10 protein-coding genes are annotated in these 17795 nt (G+C 40.2%); 6 read left to right on the top strand and 4 right to left on the bottom strand.

The features are described 5' to 3' along the window. Nucleotides 1-3: 3 nt before the first annotated feature. Genes FHG64_RS13600 through FHG64_RS13590 form a run of 3 tightly spaced genes read right to left on the bottom strand, consistent with a single transcriptional unit; the run spans nucleotide 4 to nucleotide 3285 of the window. Nucleotides 4-744 (bottom strand): Na(+)-translocating NADH-quinone reductase subunit C, encoded by a 741-nt coding sequence (locus tag FHG64_RS13600; RefSeq protein ID WP_139066915.1) that lies wholly within the window; start codon nucleotides 742-744, stop codon nucleotides 4-6. 1 nt (nucleotide 745) lies between these two features. Beyond that, on the bottom strand, nucleotides 746-1930 hold the full coding sequence (locus FHG64_RS13595) for an NADH:ubiquinone reductase (Na(+)-transporting) subunit B (protein WP_139066914.1): 1185 nt from the start codon (nucleotides 1928-1930) through the stop codon (nucleotides 746-748). 11 nt (nucleotides 1931-1941) lie between these two features. Then, nucleotides 1942-3285: a Na(+)-translocating NADH-quinone reductase subunit A gene (locus FHG64_RS13590; protein ID WP_139066913.1), complete on the bottom strand. Its 1344-nt coding sequence runs from the start codon at nucleotides 3283-3285 to the stop codon at nucleotides 1942-1944. A gap of 251 nt (nucleotides 3286-3536) precedes the next feature. On the opposite strand from FHG64_RS13590, the gene FHG64_RS13585 reads away from it, so the two are divergent. Genes FHG64_RS13585 through apaG form a run of 3 tightly spaced genes read left to right on the top strand, consistent with a single transcriptional unit; the run spans nucleotide 3537 to nucleotide 6292 of the window. Then, nucleotides 3537-4784 (top strand): type IX secretion system plug protein, encoded by a 1248-nt coding sequence (locus tag FHG64_RS13585; RefSeq protein WP_139066912.1) that lies wholly within the window; start codon nucleotides 3537-3539, stop codon nucleotides 4782-4784. Between the two features lie 27 nt (nucleotides 4785-4811). Further along, nucleotides 4812-5903, top strand: a complete 1092-nt coding sequence (locus tag FHG64_RS13580; RefSeq protein WP_139066911.1) for a DUF3667 domain-containing protein — start codon at nucleotides 4812-4814, stop codon at nucleotides 5901-5903. A gap of 2 nt (nucleotides 5904-5905) precedes the next feature. Continuing rightward, on the top strand, nucleotides 5906-6292 hold the full coding sequence (gene apaG, locus FHG64_RS13575) for a Co2+/Mg2+ efflux protein ApaG (RefSeq protein WP_139066910.1): 387 nt from the start codon (nucleotides 5906-5908) through the stop codon (nucleotides 6290-6292). 8 nt (nucleotides 6293-6300) lie between these two features. Here the strand turns inward: apaG and FHG64_RS13570 are convergent, their stop codons facing one another. Beyond that, entirely contained in the window at nucleotides 6301-7005 is a 705-nt protein-coding gene (locus FHG64_RS13570; protein WP_139066909.1) for an NRDE family protein, read from the bottom strand. Nucleotides 7006-7140: 135 nt separating this feature from the next. Between FHG64_RS13570 and pruA the strand changes: the two genes are divergently transcribed. The 3 genes from pruA (at nucleotide 7141) to FHG64_RS13555 (ending at nucleotide 17779) form a co-directional block, all read left to right on the top strand. Next, a complete protein-coding gene (pruA, locus tag FHG64_RS13565) occupies nucleotides 7141-8766 on the top strand; it encodes an L-glutamate gamma-semialdehyde dehydrogenase (protein ID WP_139066908.1) in 1626 nt (541 codons plus the stop codon). Between the two features lie 369 nt (nucleotides 8767-9135). Then, nucleotides 9136-11757, top strand: a complete 2622-nt coding sequence (locus FHG64_RS13560; protein ID WP_139066907.1) for a beta strand repeat-containing protein — start codon at nucleotides 9136-9138, stop codon at nucleotides 11755-11757. Then, a complete protein-coding gene (locus tag FHG64_RS13555; protein ID WP_168191367.1) occupies nucleotides 11729-17779 on the top strand; it encodes a LamG-like jellyroll fold domain-containing protein in 6051 nt (2016 codons plus the stop codon). Before FHG64_RS13560 ends, FHG64_RS13555 begins: the two co-directional genes overlap by 29 nt. Nucleotides 17780-17795 lie beyond the last annotated feature (16 nt).

The raw sequence follows: 17795 nt of genomic DNA, 5'->3' as shown, positions 1-17795 counted from the left end.
ATATTAATTATTTGAAACATTCATATCTGTCTGACTCTCAAAATAAGGCAAATAATGTTGCAATCTTTCAGCAATCATATCACTTACCCCATCTGTAGTAATAGTAGCACCAGAAATTGCATCCACCCTGTTATCATCCTTTGATGTACTGGGATTACCTTTTACAACTGAAATCCCTACCAGGTTACCGCTACCGTCAAAAATCTTCTCATCTGTAAACCTTTCACGGAACCATTCTTTAGTGATCTCTGCTCCAAGACCCGGAGTTTCTCCAAGGTGGTCAAAAACAACCCCTTTTACTGTGTTCACATCATCCTGAAGTGATATGTATCCAAAGATTGCATTCCAAAGACCGGCACCTCTTAATGGAAGGATGTAATAAGTACCTCCATCAACTTCTGCTATATAAAGAGGGAAGTTTTGGTCTAGTGGTTCTCTCTTAAGTTCTTTCGCAAGATCTACATCAAAAGCTTCCACACCTTCTCTCACATCCCCATTTGAATCCAAAACGATCTCTTCAACAATATGCTGTCTATATAAAGCTTCAGCTCCTGCCCTGTCTGTTTCAATTCCAACAGTAGCAAGGATATTCTGCATCTTTTCCTGGCGGGCGTTCTCATACTGCCTTGGCTGCAAAGAAGTCGCGGCAAAGGCAAGAACGGTTCCCACAACTATCACCATTACTATCGAAAAGATAAAGGTGTAGGAGTTCTTGTTCGTTTTATTTACTGATTTCTGTTCCATTTTAAACTGCTGTATTAATTTGCTTGTTCAGGGATTCATTTTTTCTCTTCACCCTTTTCTTCACGCTGGCCTGGATCACATAATGATCTATCACCGGTGCAAACACGTTCATTAAAAGAATGGCCAACATAATTCCTTCCGGATAGGCAGGGTTGAAAATCCTTATCATCACTGCAAACAATCCAATGAGGAATCCATAGATCCACATTCCTTTTAAGGTTTGGGAGGCAGATACAGGATCTGTAGCCATAAAAACAATACCAAATGCAAGTCCACCAATTACAAGATGTTGATACCAGGGTAGATTGGTAAGGTCATTTCCTTCAATTCCCATAGAAGGAAGAGCATTAAAGATCAATGCCATAATGGCCGCTCCTATAAAGGCACTCACAATTATTCTCCAGTTCCCTACCTTGGTCAAAACAAGTAGTAATGCTCCCAGAAGGATCATTAAAGTGGAGGTCTCTGCAATAGAGCCCGGAATATATCCCATAAACATATCCATTGTACTGTAGCCAGCGCCTTCCCCGGCTGCAAGGCTACCAAGTATAGTTTCTCCGGTCACTGCATCCACTTGTGTGGCTTCACTTACCCAAACCTGGTTTCCAGACATATATGTAGGATATGCAAAAAAGGCAAATGCACGAGCAGTTAATGCCGGGTTTAAAATATTCATCCCGGTTCCTCCAAAAGCTTCTTTTCCTATTAACACTGCAAATACTACAGATATAGCTACCATCCATAGAGGGATATCTATAGGCATGATCATTGGGATCAATAACCCTGTAACCAGGTATCCCTCATTCACCTCGTGGCCTCGCTTAATAGCAAATAAAAATTCAATCCCCAGACCCACTGCATAGGAAACAGCGATCATTGGCACAATTTTTAGCGCTCCGTGACCCAAAGCTTCCCAAAATCCAACTTCTGTCTGGATTTGAGAAAGGTACTGGTAACCTCCATTCCACATTCCAAAAATAAGCGCAGGAATAAGGGCGATCACCACGGTGATCATGGTTCTTTTAAGATCTACGGCATCCCTTACGTGGGCTCCTTTTTGTGTAGTATGGTTAGGGGTAAAAAGAAAAGTATCCAATGCATTAATTGCAGGAGCATACTTCTCAAGTTTCTGTCCCTTTCCAAAAGGTTCTTTAAATTTATCTAATCGTTGTCTTATCCATTCCATAATTAAACTTTTTAACCTACTTCAGTAATCATTAAATCAAGGCCTAAGCGAATGATCTCCTGAGCTTCTATCTTTGATGTGTTAGTATAATCAACCAATGCAAAATCCTCAGGAGCTACTTCATAGATCCCTAAATTCTCCATTTTTTCAATATCTCCGGACATACAGGCTTTTATAAGCTGCATAGGGAAAATTTCCATTGGAAACACCTCTTCCATTTCTCCTGTTACTACAAGTGCACGTTCTTCCCCGTTCAAATTGGTTGTAGGTTCAAACTTTTTATTGGAAAACAAGAATGACAAAGAGGTTCTTGAATTGGAATGAATATTATTATATGTAAATGGCAACCAACCAAACATTCTGTACTGGTTACCTTCCGGTATCATCGAAAGGGTATTTGGGTAGAACCCAAGGTACTGGTTATTAGAGATCTTAGTCCCCGTAAGCACATCCCCGGAAATGATCCTGATGTTAGCTGTTACCTCTCCAATAATGTCAGCAGAATTGGCTCCAATAATGGTCTTATAGTATTTTCTGTTTTGAGCTTCACTACCTGTTACGGCTACAGTGCGCTCCGGGACATAATATCCTGTAAGAAAGAGGTTTCCTATTGTAGCCACATCTTCAGCTCCTATAGTCCAAACTCTCTCCCCCATATTAACAGGGTCTATATGATGAATTTGCACCCCAACATTACCGGCCGGGTGTGGTCCTTCTACATTATGTAATTCCACTCCTTTAATATCCTTAAGATACTGGTCAGAACTTTTGTCTACAGAAAGATGAACCTTCCCTGGGGTTAATTTTTGCAACGCATAGATCCCTTCCTGGAAAGCAGCCACTTTATCCTTGATAATGAAACCAAGATCTCCCGCCAGAGGAGCAGTTGTTACTGCAGAGATAAAAATCGCCTTTGGCGTATCCTTAGGATCTGCAACAATATCATAGGGCCTTTGTTTAATAAAGGCACCACAACCACTTTTAAGGATCTTTTCCTTTACAGATTCAGCATCGGCGGTGGCGGCATTCAGCTTTCCAAAATCTTTATAAGAATCTGTAGCATCTGCCTCGATAATGATTTCCACAATACGGCGCTTTTCAGCACGTTTTACTTCCAGCAAAGTACCGCTCACGGGAGCAGTAAACCTTACCTCATCTGTATACTTGGAATAGAATAACTCATCACCGGCAAGGAGTTTTGCTCCTTCTTTAACAACCATTTTGGGAATTACTGAGTGGAAGTCCGGAGGTTTGATGGCGTAAGTCTTTGACCTTGGGGCCTCAACAAGTTGCTTTTCCGCCTCCCCTTTTAATCGTAGAGATAATCCTCTTTTAATTCGAATGTCTTTTGACATAGGATGGAGTGTAAATTAAATATTAATTTTATAGGTGCGCAAATTTACTAATTTTAACCCCATATTACCCAAAGAAAAAGGAATATTTTCGTGGATATGACAATATTATCTTTAGTAATATTTTAAGGAATAAAAATTGTAATATCTTTATTCTAAATTTCTTTTTCTGAAAATGATAAGCGTCATATTTTGGTTTCTTTCCTCCAATTTACAGCTGAAATATTTTCTTTAAGGGATCCTATAAAACGCATATGAAATATTTTTTTGCCTGGGCTCTGCTCTTATTTTCCGGGATCATTGTTGCGCAGCCAAAATTGGATGTCCCTGCTCCCAATTATATAAAGACAATTGAGTTTACAGGAAATTCCGGGATCACCGGAAATCCCGTGATTGCCCTTGGAGAAACCCTCACCCTAAAGTTTGATGATATTATAGGAGATGAAGCAGACTATTATTACACCGTAGAGCATTTAAATTACGACTGGACCCCCTCTGCCCTTGTGAAATCTGAATATATGGACGGGCTGGACAACGTAAGGATCTTTAATTATGAGAATTCCTATAATACCCTGCAACCGTACACTCATTATGAATTGACAATTCCCAATAGGGATACCCAGCGTCTTAAGGTTACCGGAAATTATATTTTAAACGTCTTTAACAATGCAAAGGAACTTGTATTTTCAAGGCGTTTTATGGTGTACCAGCCCATTGCCAATGTCCAAACCCTCATCAAGCGGTCTCGTGACCTCCAGTTCCTGAACAGGAAACAGGTGGTTAATTTCACCATAAATTCACCGGATCTACTTCTTAGGAATCCTGAGAGAACAGTAAAGGTACTTTTAATGCAAAATCACAATTTAAAGAACGCCATAACCAATTTGGAACCTCAATACAGTCTTGGGAATGAACTCATCTACCGTTATGACCAGCCCACAGCTTTTTGGGGAGGAAATGAATTCCTGAAATTTGACAGTAAGGATGTGCGAGCCCCCACAGTTCAAATTAGCCGGGTAGAACTTAGGGACCTCTATCATCATTTTTTATTTACAGACAGGACCCGGGATAGCGAACCCTATACCTATAATCCCGATGTAAACGGCCAGTTTGTAGTGCGCACCCTGCAGGGGAGGAACCAGGATATTGAAGCAGAATATATCTGGACCCATTTTAGCCTTATGAATTATGAACCACTGGAAGGGGGAGAATTACATCTTTACGGAGCTTTTAACAACTTTGAACTGGATGAAAGCACCCGGCTTAATTATAATGCAGACACCGGGCTTTATGAAAACGCAAGCCTCTTCAAGCAGGGCTATTATGATTACACCTATGTACTCGTGCATCCAAATGGAAGTATAGACCCCGGGTTCATCAATGGAAATTTTGAAAAGACAGAAAATGAATACCAGGTTTTAGTTTATTTTAGAGACCTGGGAGCACGTTACGACCAGATCATTGGGGTGGGCAGCGCCAATTCCATCAACATATCTCATTAGGGTCAGGATAATTCATCCATCCTGCGTATGAAAAAGTTCAGGACTGCTTTAAAGTACAGGGGCACAGAGTGCTTAAACTGTGGCCATTCCCTGGATCGCAGTGAAAAATACTGCTCCAATTGCGGGCAATTGAATTCCACTAAAAAACTGGCGTTTGATGATTTTTTCAATGAGTTCTTCGCCGGGGTTTTCGCATATGATTCCCGGGTGAGGCGCACCTTTAAAGCATTGATGTTCTCCCCGGGGAAGGTCTCAAGGGATTATATACAGGGAAAAAGAATGCGGTATGCCAACCCCTTTCGCTTTTATTTGAGCGCATCTATCTTATTCTTCCTTATCTGGAGTTTAACAAGCGGCTTTGATGGATTTGATACAGGAAATCAAGCAAGAGAGGTAAAAGAGCTTAGCCCGGAGGAAATTGGGGAACTAAGGGGTAATCTTCAGAAAGTACCGGCACTTAATGATTCCCCTTTAAATGTAGATACCCTTCTAGCCAGGCAACAGAGACAGGGGACAGAAAGCTACAGGGATAAATATTATACCGGGGAAGAACTGGACAGTATGGGGTTCTTTAATTCCATCTCCTCAAAATTGATCTTATATGATGCATTCTATAAGGAAACCGAAATTATACGGCCGGGGGTTGCCATGGACAGTCTTGGCCATGTCCCTACTGCATATAATCGCTGGCTCTACAATAAGGCAACAGATTTTAATGACTTTAAAAAAAATCCCGAGGTATTTCTTAATTATTTTATCAACAAGCTCCCTTTTATAATCTTCTTTTTCCTACCCCTTTTTGCCCTCTTCATCTGGCTCTTATATATAAGAAGGCCTTTTAATTATATGGAGCACCTCATCTTTACCTTTCACGTGCAAACCACCTTCTTTATTATCATAGGCATCTCCCTCATCTTTGATTATATACTGGATACCGACATGGTTTCCGGCCTTATGCTGGCAGCATTTTTATTCTACCTTTATAAAGCAATGAGAAGATTCTACCTACAGGGAGGATTTAAAACCATTGTTAAATTTATCCTTCTCAACTTTATATTTCTTATTTTAGCTTTCGTGGCAGCGATATTCTCATTTATCGCTTCATTTGCTATCTATTGATTATGATACAACAAGTTACCAGTGGTATAAAGATCTCTGTAGAAACAAATTTCGAAGGGACCTTTTATAAAAATTATAAGATACATTTTGCCTTTGGTTACAAGATCACTATCGAGAACCAGAGCAAGGATTCCGTGCAATTAACTTCACGTTTCTGGAGCATTAAGGATGCCCTGAATAATACAGAGATCGTACAGGGGGAAGGGGTTATTGGTCAAAAACCGGTTTTAAAACCCGGAGAGTCACATACATATAACAGCGGCTGCCTGCTTACCGCACCTTTTGGAGCAATGAGCGGTCATTATAATATGATCAACTTTACCACTTCAAAGAAATTCAAGGTGATCATTCCTTCTTTTAAATTAAGCGCCCCCTTTGCTTTAAATTAGCTGAAGGTTTAAAATTCCAGTTTTAGTCTTTTTATACTTTTTTCTGAAAGATCCTCGTAGATGAGTATTGTGCCGGCACCGGATTTCTCAATTTGTGTGATACTCTGGGTTTTCACAAAGCCGCGGTCCATAACAAGATCTGTTTCAGGATCCCCTTCCCCTCCTGAATGATGGAACTCCCAGACTTCAGCAGGAGATAAAGCTGAAGAATTTTTCAGCTTATCAAACCAGGATCTTCTTTTGTCCCTCATTTCAGCATTATATAAAGGAGTGGAAGACCAAACATGCTCCTTAAGTGGAAGTTTGGAAATATGCCTTTTCTCACCGTCCCATACCAATTCCCAAAACCCAAGTTCCTCTTTCCAGTCTACCATGATCAATGTAAACGGTTCTATATTCTCGAGCAGGTAATCCTTCAGCATCATAGAGGCATTGGGGGTTGCCAGCATTTCCCTGACAACCACTCCCCTGCTTTTGCGGTAAGGCAGCTCTCTAATGTGATCTTCAAAAGCCCCATTTAAGAGGCATATAAGCCTTTTATGTTCACTCACCCCAATCCAGGTTCCCCCTGCGACTTTATCCTTTGGGAAAGCCATTTCCACTTCCTCTACCCGGTAGACCTGGGGAGGAATGGTTTCTCTATTGGCAGCTTCATCCCGATTTGAAGTGAGGACAAAGCCGGATTTAAGCGGAATTAGGGTTACTGTGCACAAAATTTTCAGAAAAAATTATTCCCTGCAAATTTACGTCAAACAGGTAAAATCCAGAGGGATATCTTCAAGTTTAAGTCGGTTAATTTTTTTACCTTTACGAACCTTAAAATTTCAAACTAAAAAAGTAAAAATATTATGGGAAAAGGATTTTTTCAAGTTCCTACGGCAGTGAATGAGCCTATTAAATCATACGCTCCCGGAACACCCGAAAGAGAAGAAGTATTAAAAACCTACAAAGAGCTATGGAACTCCACGGTAGAAGTTCCTTTATATATAGGATCTGAGGAAATTAAGACCGGGGACACCACGACCATGCACCCGCCTCATGACCACCAGCACAACCTGGGAACCTTTCATAAGGCCAACAAAAGCCATGTTGAAAAAGCGATCTCTACAGCTCTTGAAGCCCGCACCAAATGGGCAGATCTTGAATGGGAACAAAGAGCGGCTATATTTCTAAAGGCAGCCGATCTTATTGCCGGGCCTTACAGATCAAAGATCAATGCGGCCACAATGATTGGGCAGTCAAAGAATATTTTCCAGGCAGAGATCGATTCTGCCTGTGAGCTTATAGACTTCCTTACCTTTAATGTGGAATATATGGCCCAGATCTATGAAGAGCAGCCGGAATCACTACCGGGGACCTGGAACAGGCTGGAATACCGGCCACTTGAAGGATTCGTTTATGCCATCACTCCGTTCAATTTTACTGCCATCGCAGGAAACCTTCCTGCCAGTGCAGCTTTAATGGGCAATGTAGTGGTATGGAAGCCAAGTGACAGCCAGGTGTATTCTGCACAGGTCATTATGGAGATCTTCAAGGAAGCCGGGTTGCCAGATGGAGTGATTAACATGGTAATGGGAGATCCTGTGATGATCACCGATACTGTACTTGCCAGCCGGGACTTTAGCGGAGTGCATTTTACAGGAAGTACCGATGTCTTCAAAGGCATCTGGGAAAAAATTGGAAAGAATATCCATAATTACAAAACCTACCCTCGCATAGTTGGGGAAACAGGTGGAAAGGATTTCATCCTTGCCCACCCAAGCGCAAGGCCAAAGCAGGTGGCGACAGCCATTTCCAGGGGAGCTTTTGAATTCCAGGGACAGAAATGCAGTGCTGCATCCAGGGTTTACATTCCAAAAAGCATGTGGGAAGAAGTAAAAGGTTACGTGGTGGAAGATGTAAACTCATTTAAAATGGGATCACCGGAAGATATGAAGAACTTTATCACCGCCGTTATTCACGAAGGTTCATTTGACAAACTGGCTTCTTACATAGACCAGGCAAAAGAAGATAAGGATGCTGAAATAGTAGTGGGTGGAGATTATGATAAATCTAAAGGATATTTTATCCAACCAACGGTAATCTTAACCACCAATCCAAAATATAGCACAATGTGTACTGAATTATTTGGACCTGTAGTTACAATTTACGTTTACGAGGATAACCAGTGGGAAGAAACTCTCAAGCTGGTAGACGATAGTATTTATGGACTTACAGGAGCGATCCTTTCACAGGACCGGTATGCTGCCGCACAGGCAACAAAAGCCTTGCAGAACGCTGCCGGAAACTTCTATATCAATGACAAGCCTACCGGTGCGGTTGTAGGTCAGCAGCCATTTGGTGGTGCGAGAGCCAGCGGTACAAATGATAAGGCAGGATCCAAGCTTAATTTATTAAGATGGGTTTCGCCAAGAGTTATTAAGGAAACCTTTGTAACTCCTACAGATTACAGATATCCATTTATGGGAGAATAATTTTTAATAAAATTTTTAAAATAAGGGCTGCAGATGATGAATCTGCAGCCTTTTTTATTACAAGCCATTGAGAATTCCTACAATTTTTAATACAAATTAACATATAATTTGTAAGCTTTCCCTTTAAGCCTCTTTCATTTCATTGACCTGAAAGCCAGTCATCTAACTTTTGTCGATTATTAAGGCCGTTCACCGAAAACATCTAAAAATTCAGTTAAATTACTGTACTTTAGACTGTTAACCGCTCCTCCTCTAGATTAGTTGTTATCTCCCCACTAATGTTTTCATCCCCTCTTGATATCTTTATTCAGAACATAATCATCTTCAATTCTCCCCCACGTCAATTGGAAATATTAATGCAATACGACTATGGGAAAAAAATTACTTTCTGTATCCATTTTTGGACTTTTCTTTTTCCTTGGTGTGGGGAGTGGGTTTGGGCAGGGGTGCTCCGTGAAACCAACAGCCATTATTTCGGGCGCCACTACTATTTGTTCTGGTAATTCAGCGACATTAACAATTACAGGAACCGCAAATGCAATTGTAACATATAATGACGGTAGTGCAACCACTCAAACAACCTTAGACAGCTCAGGAAAGCGTTCAATTACTTTAAATAATATCACTGCTACCACTACTATAAATCTTGTTCAGGCTTGGATGAGTACATGTACAAGCAAAAAGGAAGACCTGAATAGTTCCGCTGTCATTACAGTAACTCCAAATCCAATCGTCACTAAACCTCCAGATCGAACAGTTTGTGCGGGAGAAACTGTTACAGCAATAAATTTCTCAGGAAGCAGCGTTTCTGGTACGACTTATCAATGGACCAATAATAATACAGCAATTGGACTTGCTGCAAGCGGTACCGGGAATATACCTGCCTTTTCTGCTACAAACACGACTAATGCATCAATTACAGCAAACATTACTGTTACCCCGGTCGCTAATAATTGCAGTGGAACTCCGCAGACCTTTAGCATTACGGTTAATCCAAGTGCTACGGTTACGAAACCCGCAGACAAATCCTTTTGTGCAGGAGAAAATGTTCCGACAATAAATTTCTCCGGAAGTAGTATTAGCGGGACGACTTATAATTGGACAAATAATAACACAGCTATTGGATTGGGAGCAAGTGGAACAGGAAATATTTCTTCCTTTTCAGCTTCAAACAATACCAATGCTCCCATAACTGCAAATATCACCGTTACCCCGGTAGCTAATAATTGTGATGGAACTCCGCAGACTTTCAGCATTACAGTCAATCCCACAGCAACAGTCACTAAACCTTCAGTTCAAACCATTTGTAATGAAGAAACCGTTTCCGCTATAAATTTCTCCGGAAGCAACGTTTCTGGAACATCTTATCAGTGGACTAATGACAATACGACAATAGGATTGGCTGGAAGTGGCACGGGAAATATTGCTTCTTTTACAGGAACAAACAATACTAATGCTCCAATAACTGCAAATATCACCGTTACCCCGGTAGCCAATAATTGCGATGGAACTCCGCAGACTTTTAGCATTACAGTCAATCCAACAGCAACAGTCACGAAGCCTTCAGATCAAATTGTGGGTAATGCAGGGACGGTATCAGCAAAAGATTTCACTGGAAGTAATGTAACAGGAACAACTTATAAATGGAGTAATGATAATACGTCTATAGGACTGGCTGCAAGTGGCACTGGAAATATTGAATCTTTTAATGGAACAAACAATACTAATGCTCCCATAACTGCAAATATCACCGTTACCCCGATAGCCAATAGTTGCGATGGAATTCCGCAGACTTTTAGCATTATAGTCAATCCAACAGCAACAGTCACGAAGCCTTCGGATCAAACAGTTTGTAATGGAGCAGCTGTTTCTGCTATAAACTTCTCCGGAAGTAACGTAACAGGAACAACTTATAAATGGAGTAATGACAATACGGCTATAGGACTTGCGGCAACTGGAACTGGGAATATTGCTTCCTTTACAGGAACAAACAATTCTAATGCTCCCATAACTGCAAATATCACCGTTACCCCGATAGCCAATAATTGCGATGGAACTCCGCAGACTTTCAGCATTACAGTCAATCCAACAGCAACGGTCACGAAGCCTTCAGAACAAATTGTGTGTAATGCAGGGACGGTATCAGCAATAAATTTTACCGGAAGTAATGTGACAGGAACAACTTATAAATGGAGAAATGACAATACGGCTATAGGATTGGCTGCAAGTGGTACTGGAAATATTTCTTCTTTTATAGGAACTAACAGCAATAATACTCCCATAACCGCAAATATCACTGTTACTCCGGTAGCTAATAATTGTGATGGAACTCCGCAGACTTTCAGCATAACGATTAATCCTTCGACTACAGTAGATGCCGGCGCCCCTCAAATAATTTGCTCCAACGGCACTATTTCTTTGGCTGGCTCTATAACCGGGGGAACTACCTCTGGTACCTGGAGTGCACCTTCGGGAACTTTCTCCAATGCAAACTCTTTAACTACTACCTATACTCCCGGCATCACCTCCGGAACAGTGACCCTAACTCTCACTTCTGAAGATTCTGATGGCGCAGGTCCTTGTACAGTTGTCACAGATACGGTAGAAATTACTGTATTTGAAAAAGTTGAAATACTGCAGGATCCAATTGATGTTACCATTTGCTCCGCTAACCGGGTTGAATTTACCGTTGATGCCACTGGTGATGGTTTGACATACCAATGGTTTAAACGTGCACGAGATGGAGCAGAAATTATTCCGGGAGCCACTTCAGAAAAATTATTTTTTGCAAGTGTAGCCTATGAAGATCAGGGAACTTATTTCGTAGAAGTAAGTGGTACGTCTCCTTGTACAAAGGTTGTATCAGAGGATGCAAAATTAATTGTTGACCTGAATATCGTTGTTAATACTCATCCCCAAAGTAAGGAAGTGTGTATAGGAGAGAATGTCACTCTTACAGTGGATGCTAATTACCAAAAATGGTTCTCCTAATTATCAATGGAGGTTCAGGCCGCCAAATGGAAACTGGACTCCAATTGAAGGGGAAGTGGGCACCAATCTCTTATTAGAAAATGTTCAATTGAGCCAATTGGGTGATTATGATGTGGAAATTAACCCTACCTACTTTGAATGTCAAAAAGGATTTTCCGGTATAGCGACAATTAATGTTTACAATCCTCCTACTGTTGTCACTGCAAATGATTTTTCGATTTGTAGCACAGCGGCAGAAATACCCTTAAGCGCAGAAGCTGACAATTATTCCTCACTGGAATGGACAGTTATTTCCGGTTCAGGATCTTTTACAGACGCTACAGTTTTAAATGCGACATACGTCCCCGGGGCTGCTGAATCTGGTGATGTCGTACTGCAACTGCAAGCCAATGGATATGGCACCTGCGGCTCTGTAACAGATCAAATTACAATAAATATTATACCTATACCTGAAATTACCATTCATCCACTAGCAACCGTGTTAACCTGTGAGAGTGATGATGACCCGATCGTATTATCTATTAATGCTACCGGTCCTATTGCTGAGTATCGCTGGAGAAAAAATGGTGTTCCACTTTCTGATGGTGGCAATATTTCTGGGGCTACTACAGCTGAGCTAACTATTTCAAATCAAACTCCTGATGATTCGGGTAGCTATGATGTGGTAATTAGCAGCCCGGCGGAAACATGCTCACAGATTATTTCCACTCCGTCAGCAGTCAGTGTAAATCCAGCACCAGTAATAGACTCAATAGGTGCAGACATTGAAATCTGCTCGGTAGGTGAAGAGGTAAATATTACAACCGGAGTAGCAGTTTCAAACGAGTCTTCAATTGAATGGTCTGTTCCCGCAGGGCAAGGAACAATTTCGAATGCTACCCAATTAACGGGTGCAACATACACCCCGAATGGTGCAAGCGGTAACATAACCCTTATACTTAAGGTTCAGGGCCTAGACGGCTGTTCAGAAATTTCGTCAACTAAAACTATCACCATTATCCCACAACCGGTAATTACTGAATTCAGCTATATTACAGGTAATAACACGGCGGTTTCCGGTGAATTTTGCGAAACCGACAATACCACCTATATGCCTCATATAAATGGAGACAATCTGGGAAATAATGGTAACGGTAATTTTACTGTAGATAAAAATGATTTTACATTAAATGCTTCAAACGGATCCTTTTCTCCTGAAGGTAAAGTGCCCGGTGATTACATCATCACCTATACTTTTACTGCAAATTCCAGTTCGGGGGTTTGCCAGGTGGCTTCACGCAATTTTACCGTAACTATTGGTGAAAAACCAATAGCAGATTTCTCCTATGAGAATACCACATTTTGCAATGATTCTGGCAATCCCCTGCCTATAATGGCTACCAATGCTGTTAAAGGCACCTTCAGTTCTACACTATCTGGATTGGTTTTCGCTAGTACCTCTACCGGGGAAATTGATATAGCAGGCAGTACTCCTGGGACTTATACGATTACAAACACTATAGCCCCTGCTGAAGGATGTGCTGAGGTTAAAGCCACTACTGAAATCAAAATTAATGCTAAACCGTCGGCTCCACAAATCGCAAATTTGGTTTACTGCCTTAATGAAGAGAATGCAGCCGGTTTTTTTGCAACTCCAGTTAACGGAGGTTCAATTAATTGGTATGCAACTGTGGATGCAACAACAGCCATGGGTGCTGCTCCTGTGATAAATACCGGGGAAGCAAAAGTAACTTCATATTGGACAAGTCAAACTTCAGCTGAAGGATGTGAGAGTGAGCGAGCAGCAATTACTGTAACTATTAATGAATTACCTGAAGTAACAATTACCACTGAAGAAAACCCGGAAGGGGAGAATGTTTCAATTTGTCAAGGTACTGCAATTAATCTTGTTGGAAATGGTGCGACAACATATAGCTGGAGAGCTGGCTCCCTTGAATCTGCTATTTTAGGTGAAGAATCTACTTTAAACGTGATCCCGACGGAAACAACTACATATTTTGTTGTAGGGAAAAATAATTTTGAATGTGAGGATATATCCCAAATAACAATTGAAGTAGACGAACCGACTCTGGGAGGAGTTGCAAGTGAGGATGCCAATGTTTGTTATGGCACCAATTCTGGTCTTCTTAATTTAACAAGTCATCGTGGCAATGTAATACGGTGGGAATCTTCAATTGATGATTGGGAAACGATTATAAAATTCCCGGAGAACAACAGCACCTCATTTGCTTATAATAACTTGACAGAAACAACAAAATTTCGCGCGGTTGTTCAAAATGGAGTTTGCGGTGAGAAATTTTCGGAAGAAGCTACGATAACTGTAGATGCTTTAAGTGTGGGTGGAACAATAACCTTTGGAAACTCCAGTGATACTAATATATTGTTATGCCATATGGCCAATGATGATTCTGTTGTCGCTATGAACCTAAGTGGAATAACTGGCGAGGTTGTTAGATGGGAGTACCGTACCCATTCAAGCACTCAATGGACTGAAGCACCTAATTCTGATGGAAAAACAACTTATTCAGATTATAGCGGAATTGACATAACGAGAATTTATCGTGCCATTATTAAAAATGGTAGTTGTAATGAAGCCTCCTCAGAAATAGCAATAGTTAGTATTATTCCGAATATTGCCCCCTCAGTAGATCAGGATAAAACTGTAGTCTGCTTAGGGAAAAGTGTCCGCCTTGAAGCTACTAGTAATTTTACCTGGCAAGCTAATATGATCAGGGATGGGGGATTTCCAAGTGCAAATCCAAAAAATGGATGGAATGCAGATGGGTGTGAAAATTGTTTAAATACAGGAGGCAGTTCTACAAGCCCTACATCTTTCGTGCTAACTCAATCCACTCCAAATAACAGAACTTTTTCGAATGTTGATTATTATGGTGGTCCTGGTAATAGATTCGCAATAGTTCACGGAATTACCGATGATAGCTATCTAGAAACTCCAATTTTTAACACATTAGGATTAGCAACTACCTTTTTAACTTTCAATCATGCTTATCGGTTATTGGAAGGCGCCTCTGCGCGAGTAGAGCTGTCTTTAGATGAAGGAGCCACTTATACCATTGTTTTAGCCGAATATTCTGGAACTCTAAGCCCTTTTGCTTCATCTTTTCCAGAAGAGAGAATTAATTTAAGTGAATATTTTGGTATGACAGGCCTTCGTTTACGATTTTATTATGTGGGAAAAGGAGGAAGTTCTTGGGCTATTGATAATATTGCTGTTCCCGATGCGCCAATTGAAGAAGAAATTGCTTGGGTTGATCCTAATACAGGCGTAGTTATTAGTAACAATCAAAATGAAACATTCACACCTACTCATCTTGGATGGAATAGATACGCGGTAGTATCTATGATCAATGGTTGCATAAGCACAGGCGAGGGGGGTACTACATATGTAGATGTATATGCTTATGACAGTTTCATTGCAGAGATTAATATTAGTCCTGAACAGAATATCGATGAGGAAGGAAATCTCCAATGCGGAAATACCTCCATCAATCTAGAAGGAAAAATCTTTTCTCAATACCAGAAGGATCAAGGAGAGGTTGGAGAAATTTCAACCTTACCTCACCCCGGAGTTTCGAATGGAAAGTGGACTGTAGATGGGTTAAGTGATGAAGCTTCTAGACAACTCCTCGGAGATGATCTCACAAAACGAAATATCATATTTAACGCGCCCGCAGGCACATATACAATAAATTGGACAATAACACCGGCTAATATTAGCGCTGCAGAAGGAGAACCTGCGATACCACTTAATAATTGTGAACCATTTGTTGATAGCTTTACTGTTACTATTAAAGGTTGTGAGAATCTCATCTTTGATGGTGTAGATGACTTAGTAGACCTAGGTGATGTAAACGTTAAAAATAGCTTTAGTTATGAAGCCTGGATTAAAGCAGAAAAATTAAATGGAACAATTTTAAGTGGGCCAGGATTTGAACTTTCACTTGATGAAGGTAAACCAAGATTCAATTCTGTTATTTCCAGTCATTCTATTGATACTGTTAGGTGGTATCACATTGCAGCCAGTTCAAGTGGCAATTTATATATTGATGGAATAAAAGTAGCCACGGGCACTATTAGCAGCAGCGGTGTTGGCAAATCATTTATTGGAGCAAAAGTCGCAGATAGTGCCAGCAATCATTTTAAAGGCTGGATTGAGGAGGTGAGATTCTGGGATAAAAGTCTAAAGGTAGAGCAAATTCGATTTATGATGAATCAGCGTCTTCAGGACAATGTACATTTAGGGGTGGAAATTCCAATGCCTCTAAATGATTTAAGTTTTAATAATTTAGCAGGATACTATCAATTAATCGTTGCAAATATTAACCCGGTAGATGGTACTACCCCTAATGAGGCTGATAATTCAAAACCAGGTCGACTTATAAACATGACCCATGATCAAGAAAATACTGCTCCCCTGCCCTATACATCTTTTGAAAATGGAAGTTGGTGTAATAATCAAGGCACCTGGACTCATCATACTGTTTGGGATCCACCTTACAGTAAAGGAATTAAAGATTCTTTGATCACCTGGAACATAGTTAGAACCTCCCATAATATCTTATCCGGTATGAAGGACATTAAAGTATTAGGTTTAATTTCTGAAACCGGAATTCTTGATATGGAAGGTTATAACCCAACCAGTTGGATAAATGGAACAGGAGGTACAGGAAATGAATTATTTATATCACATTATTTAAAATTAAATGGCATTATTAATTTAAATGGTGAATCCCAACTTCTGCAACCCGAAGGCAGTATTGTAGATGATGCTAGTATGGGAATATTGTATAGAGATCAACAAGGAACAGCTAACAGTTTTAATTATAACTATTGGTCATCTCCTGTAAGTCCTGGTACGAAGAATGCTGCCTACCAAGTAAAATTAGTGATGAAAGATGGAACTAATTTTAATAGTGACGGCACTCCAAAAGATATTGAGTTTGAAGATAGTTACGCTTTCGCAGATGGAGGGCTATCTAATCCAAGGAAGATAAGTAATTATTGGATAAATACATTTAATGGAAATGCTGATGATTACGGTTCTTGGAATTTTAGACACGGTAGTGAAAAGGATATCCAAGTGGGAGAAGGTTATACAATGAAAGGTACATCAGGAGGAGTAGGCCTTGCTGCAGCACAAAATTATACTTTTGCAGGAATTCCAAATAATGGAACAATTAGGCTGGTAAGTTCTCCTGAGCGTAATTATTTAATTGGAAATCCTTACCCATCTGCATTAGATGCAAGAGAATTCATAAAAGATAATATTAAAAGTATAAAAGATTCGACTGGAACAACTGTAGGCAGGGGCGATTATGATTTATTCGATGGAAATCTATATTTCTGGGATCATTTTGGTGAAAAAAACTCCCATTATCTCGAAGATTACGTTGGAGGTTATGCTTCACTAAATTTAACAGGTGGTGTAGGTGGCATCTCCAACGATAACAGAATTGATAGTACAGATCAAAAAAGTAATAGAAAACCTGGATACTATATTCCTGTGGGTCAGTCCTTTTTTATTAATTCAGCAAATAAGGGAAATGGAAATTATAGTATTATAAGTGGGGTAATTCAATTCAAAAATAGTCAAAGAGGATATGAAAAAGAGGGAACAGAATCAATCTTTCTGAGACCAGAGGTTCATACAAAAAGACCTAAAAATGAGAATATAGAAAAAATAAGAATTTCCTATCGATCCCCTTTAGGATATAACCGCCAAATTTTGGTTGGAGCTACCCCAGCGGCCTCCAATGATTTTGACCTCGGTTATGATGCACCTATTTTTGATTATCAAGAAGAAGACATGTACTGGCTACAGGGAAATAATTGGCTTGTCATACAAGGAGTTGGTCATTTTAATGAAGATCAGGTACTACCTTTAGGTGTAGTATTAAAAGAAGAAGGTAAGTTTACCATACAAATTGATTCCCTCGAAAATTTTGCTGAATTACCAAATGTCTACATCAACGTATCCACCCCACAAAGTGCATATTGCTAAAAACCTAGCCTGAATA

Origin of the sequence: Antarcticibacterium flavum, assembly GCF_006159205.1 — a bacterium.
Taxonomy (GTDB): Bacteria; Bacteroidota; Bacteroidia; order Flavobacteriales; family Flavobacteriaceae; genus Gillisia; species Gillisia flava.
This window is presented reverse-complemented; position numbering and strand designations above follow the sequence as displayed.

Coding starts and splice junctions, on each gene's coding strand:
- FHG64_RS13555 (WP_168191367.1), top strand. CDS start 11,729: ATGCTAATTACCAAAAATGGTTCTCCTAATTATCAATGGAGGTTCAGG.
- pruA (WP_139066908.1), top strand. CDS start 7,141: ATGGGAAAAGGATTTTTTCAAGTTCCTACGGCAGTGAATGAGCCTATT.
- FHG64_RS13580 (WP_139066911.1), top strand. CDS start 4,812: ATGAAAAAGTTCAGGACTGCTTTAAAGTACAGGGGCACAGAGTGCTTA.
- FHG64_RS13595 (WP_139066914.1), bottom strand. CDS start 1,930: ATGGAATGGATAAGACAACGATTAGATAAATTTAAAGAACCTTTTGGA.
- FHG64_RS13590 (WP_139066913.1), bottom strand. CDS start 3,285: ATGTCAAAAGACATTCGAATTAAAAGAGGATTATCTCTACGATTAAAA.
- FHG64_RS13585 (WP_139066912.1), top strand. CDS start 3,537: ATGAAATATTTTTTTGCCTGGGCTCTGCTCTTATTTTCCGGGATCATT.
- FHG64_RS13560 (WP_139066907.1), top strand. CDS start 9,136: ATGGGAAAAAAATTACTTTCTGTATCCATTTTTGGACTTTTCTTTTTC.
- FHG64_RS13600 (WP_139066915.1), bottom strand. CDS start 744: ATGGAACAGAAATCAGTAAATAAAACGAACAAGAACTCCTACACCTTT.
- apaG (WP_139066910.1), top strand. CDS start 5,906: ATGATACAACAAGTTACCAGTGGTATAAAGATCTCTGTAGAAACAAAT.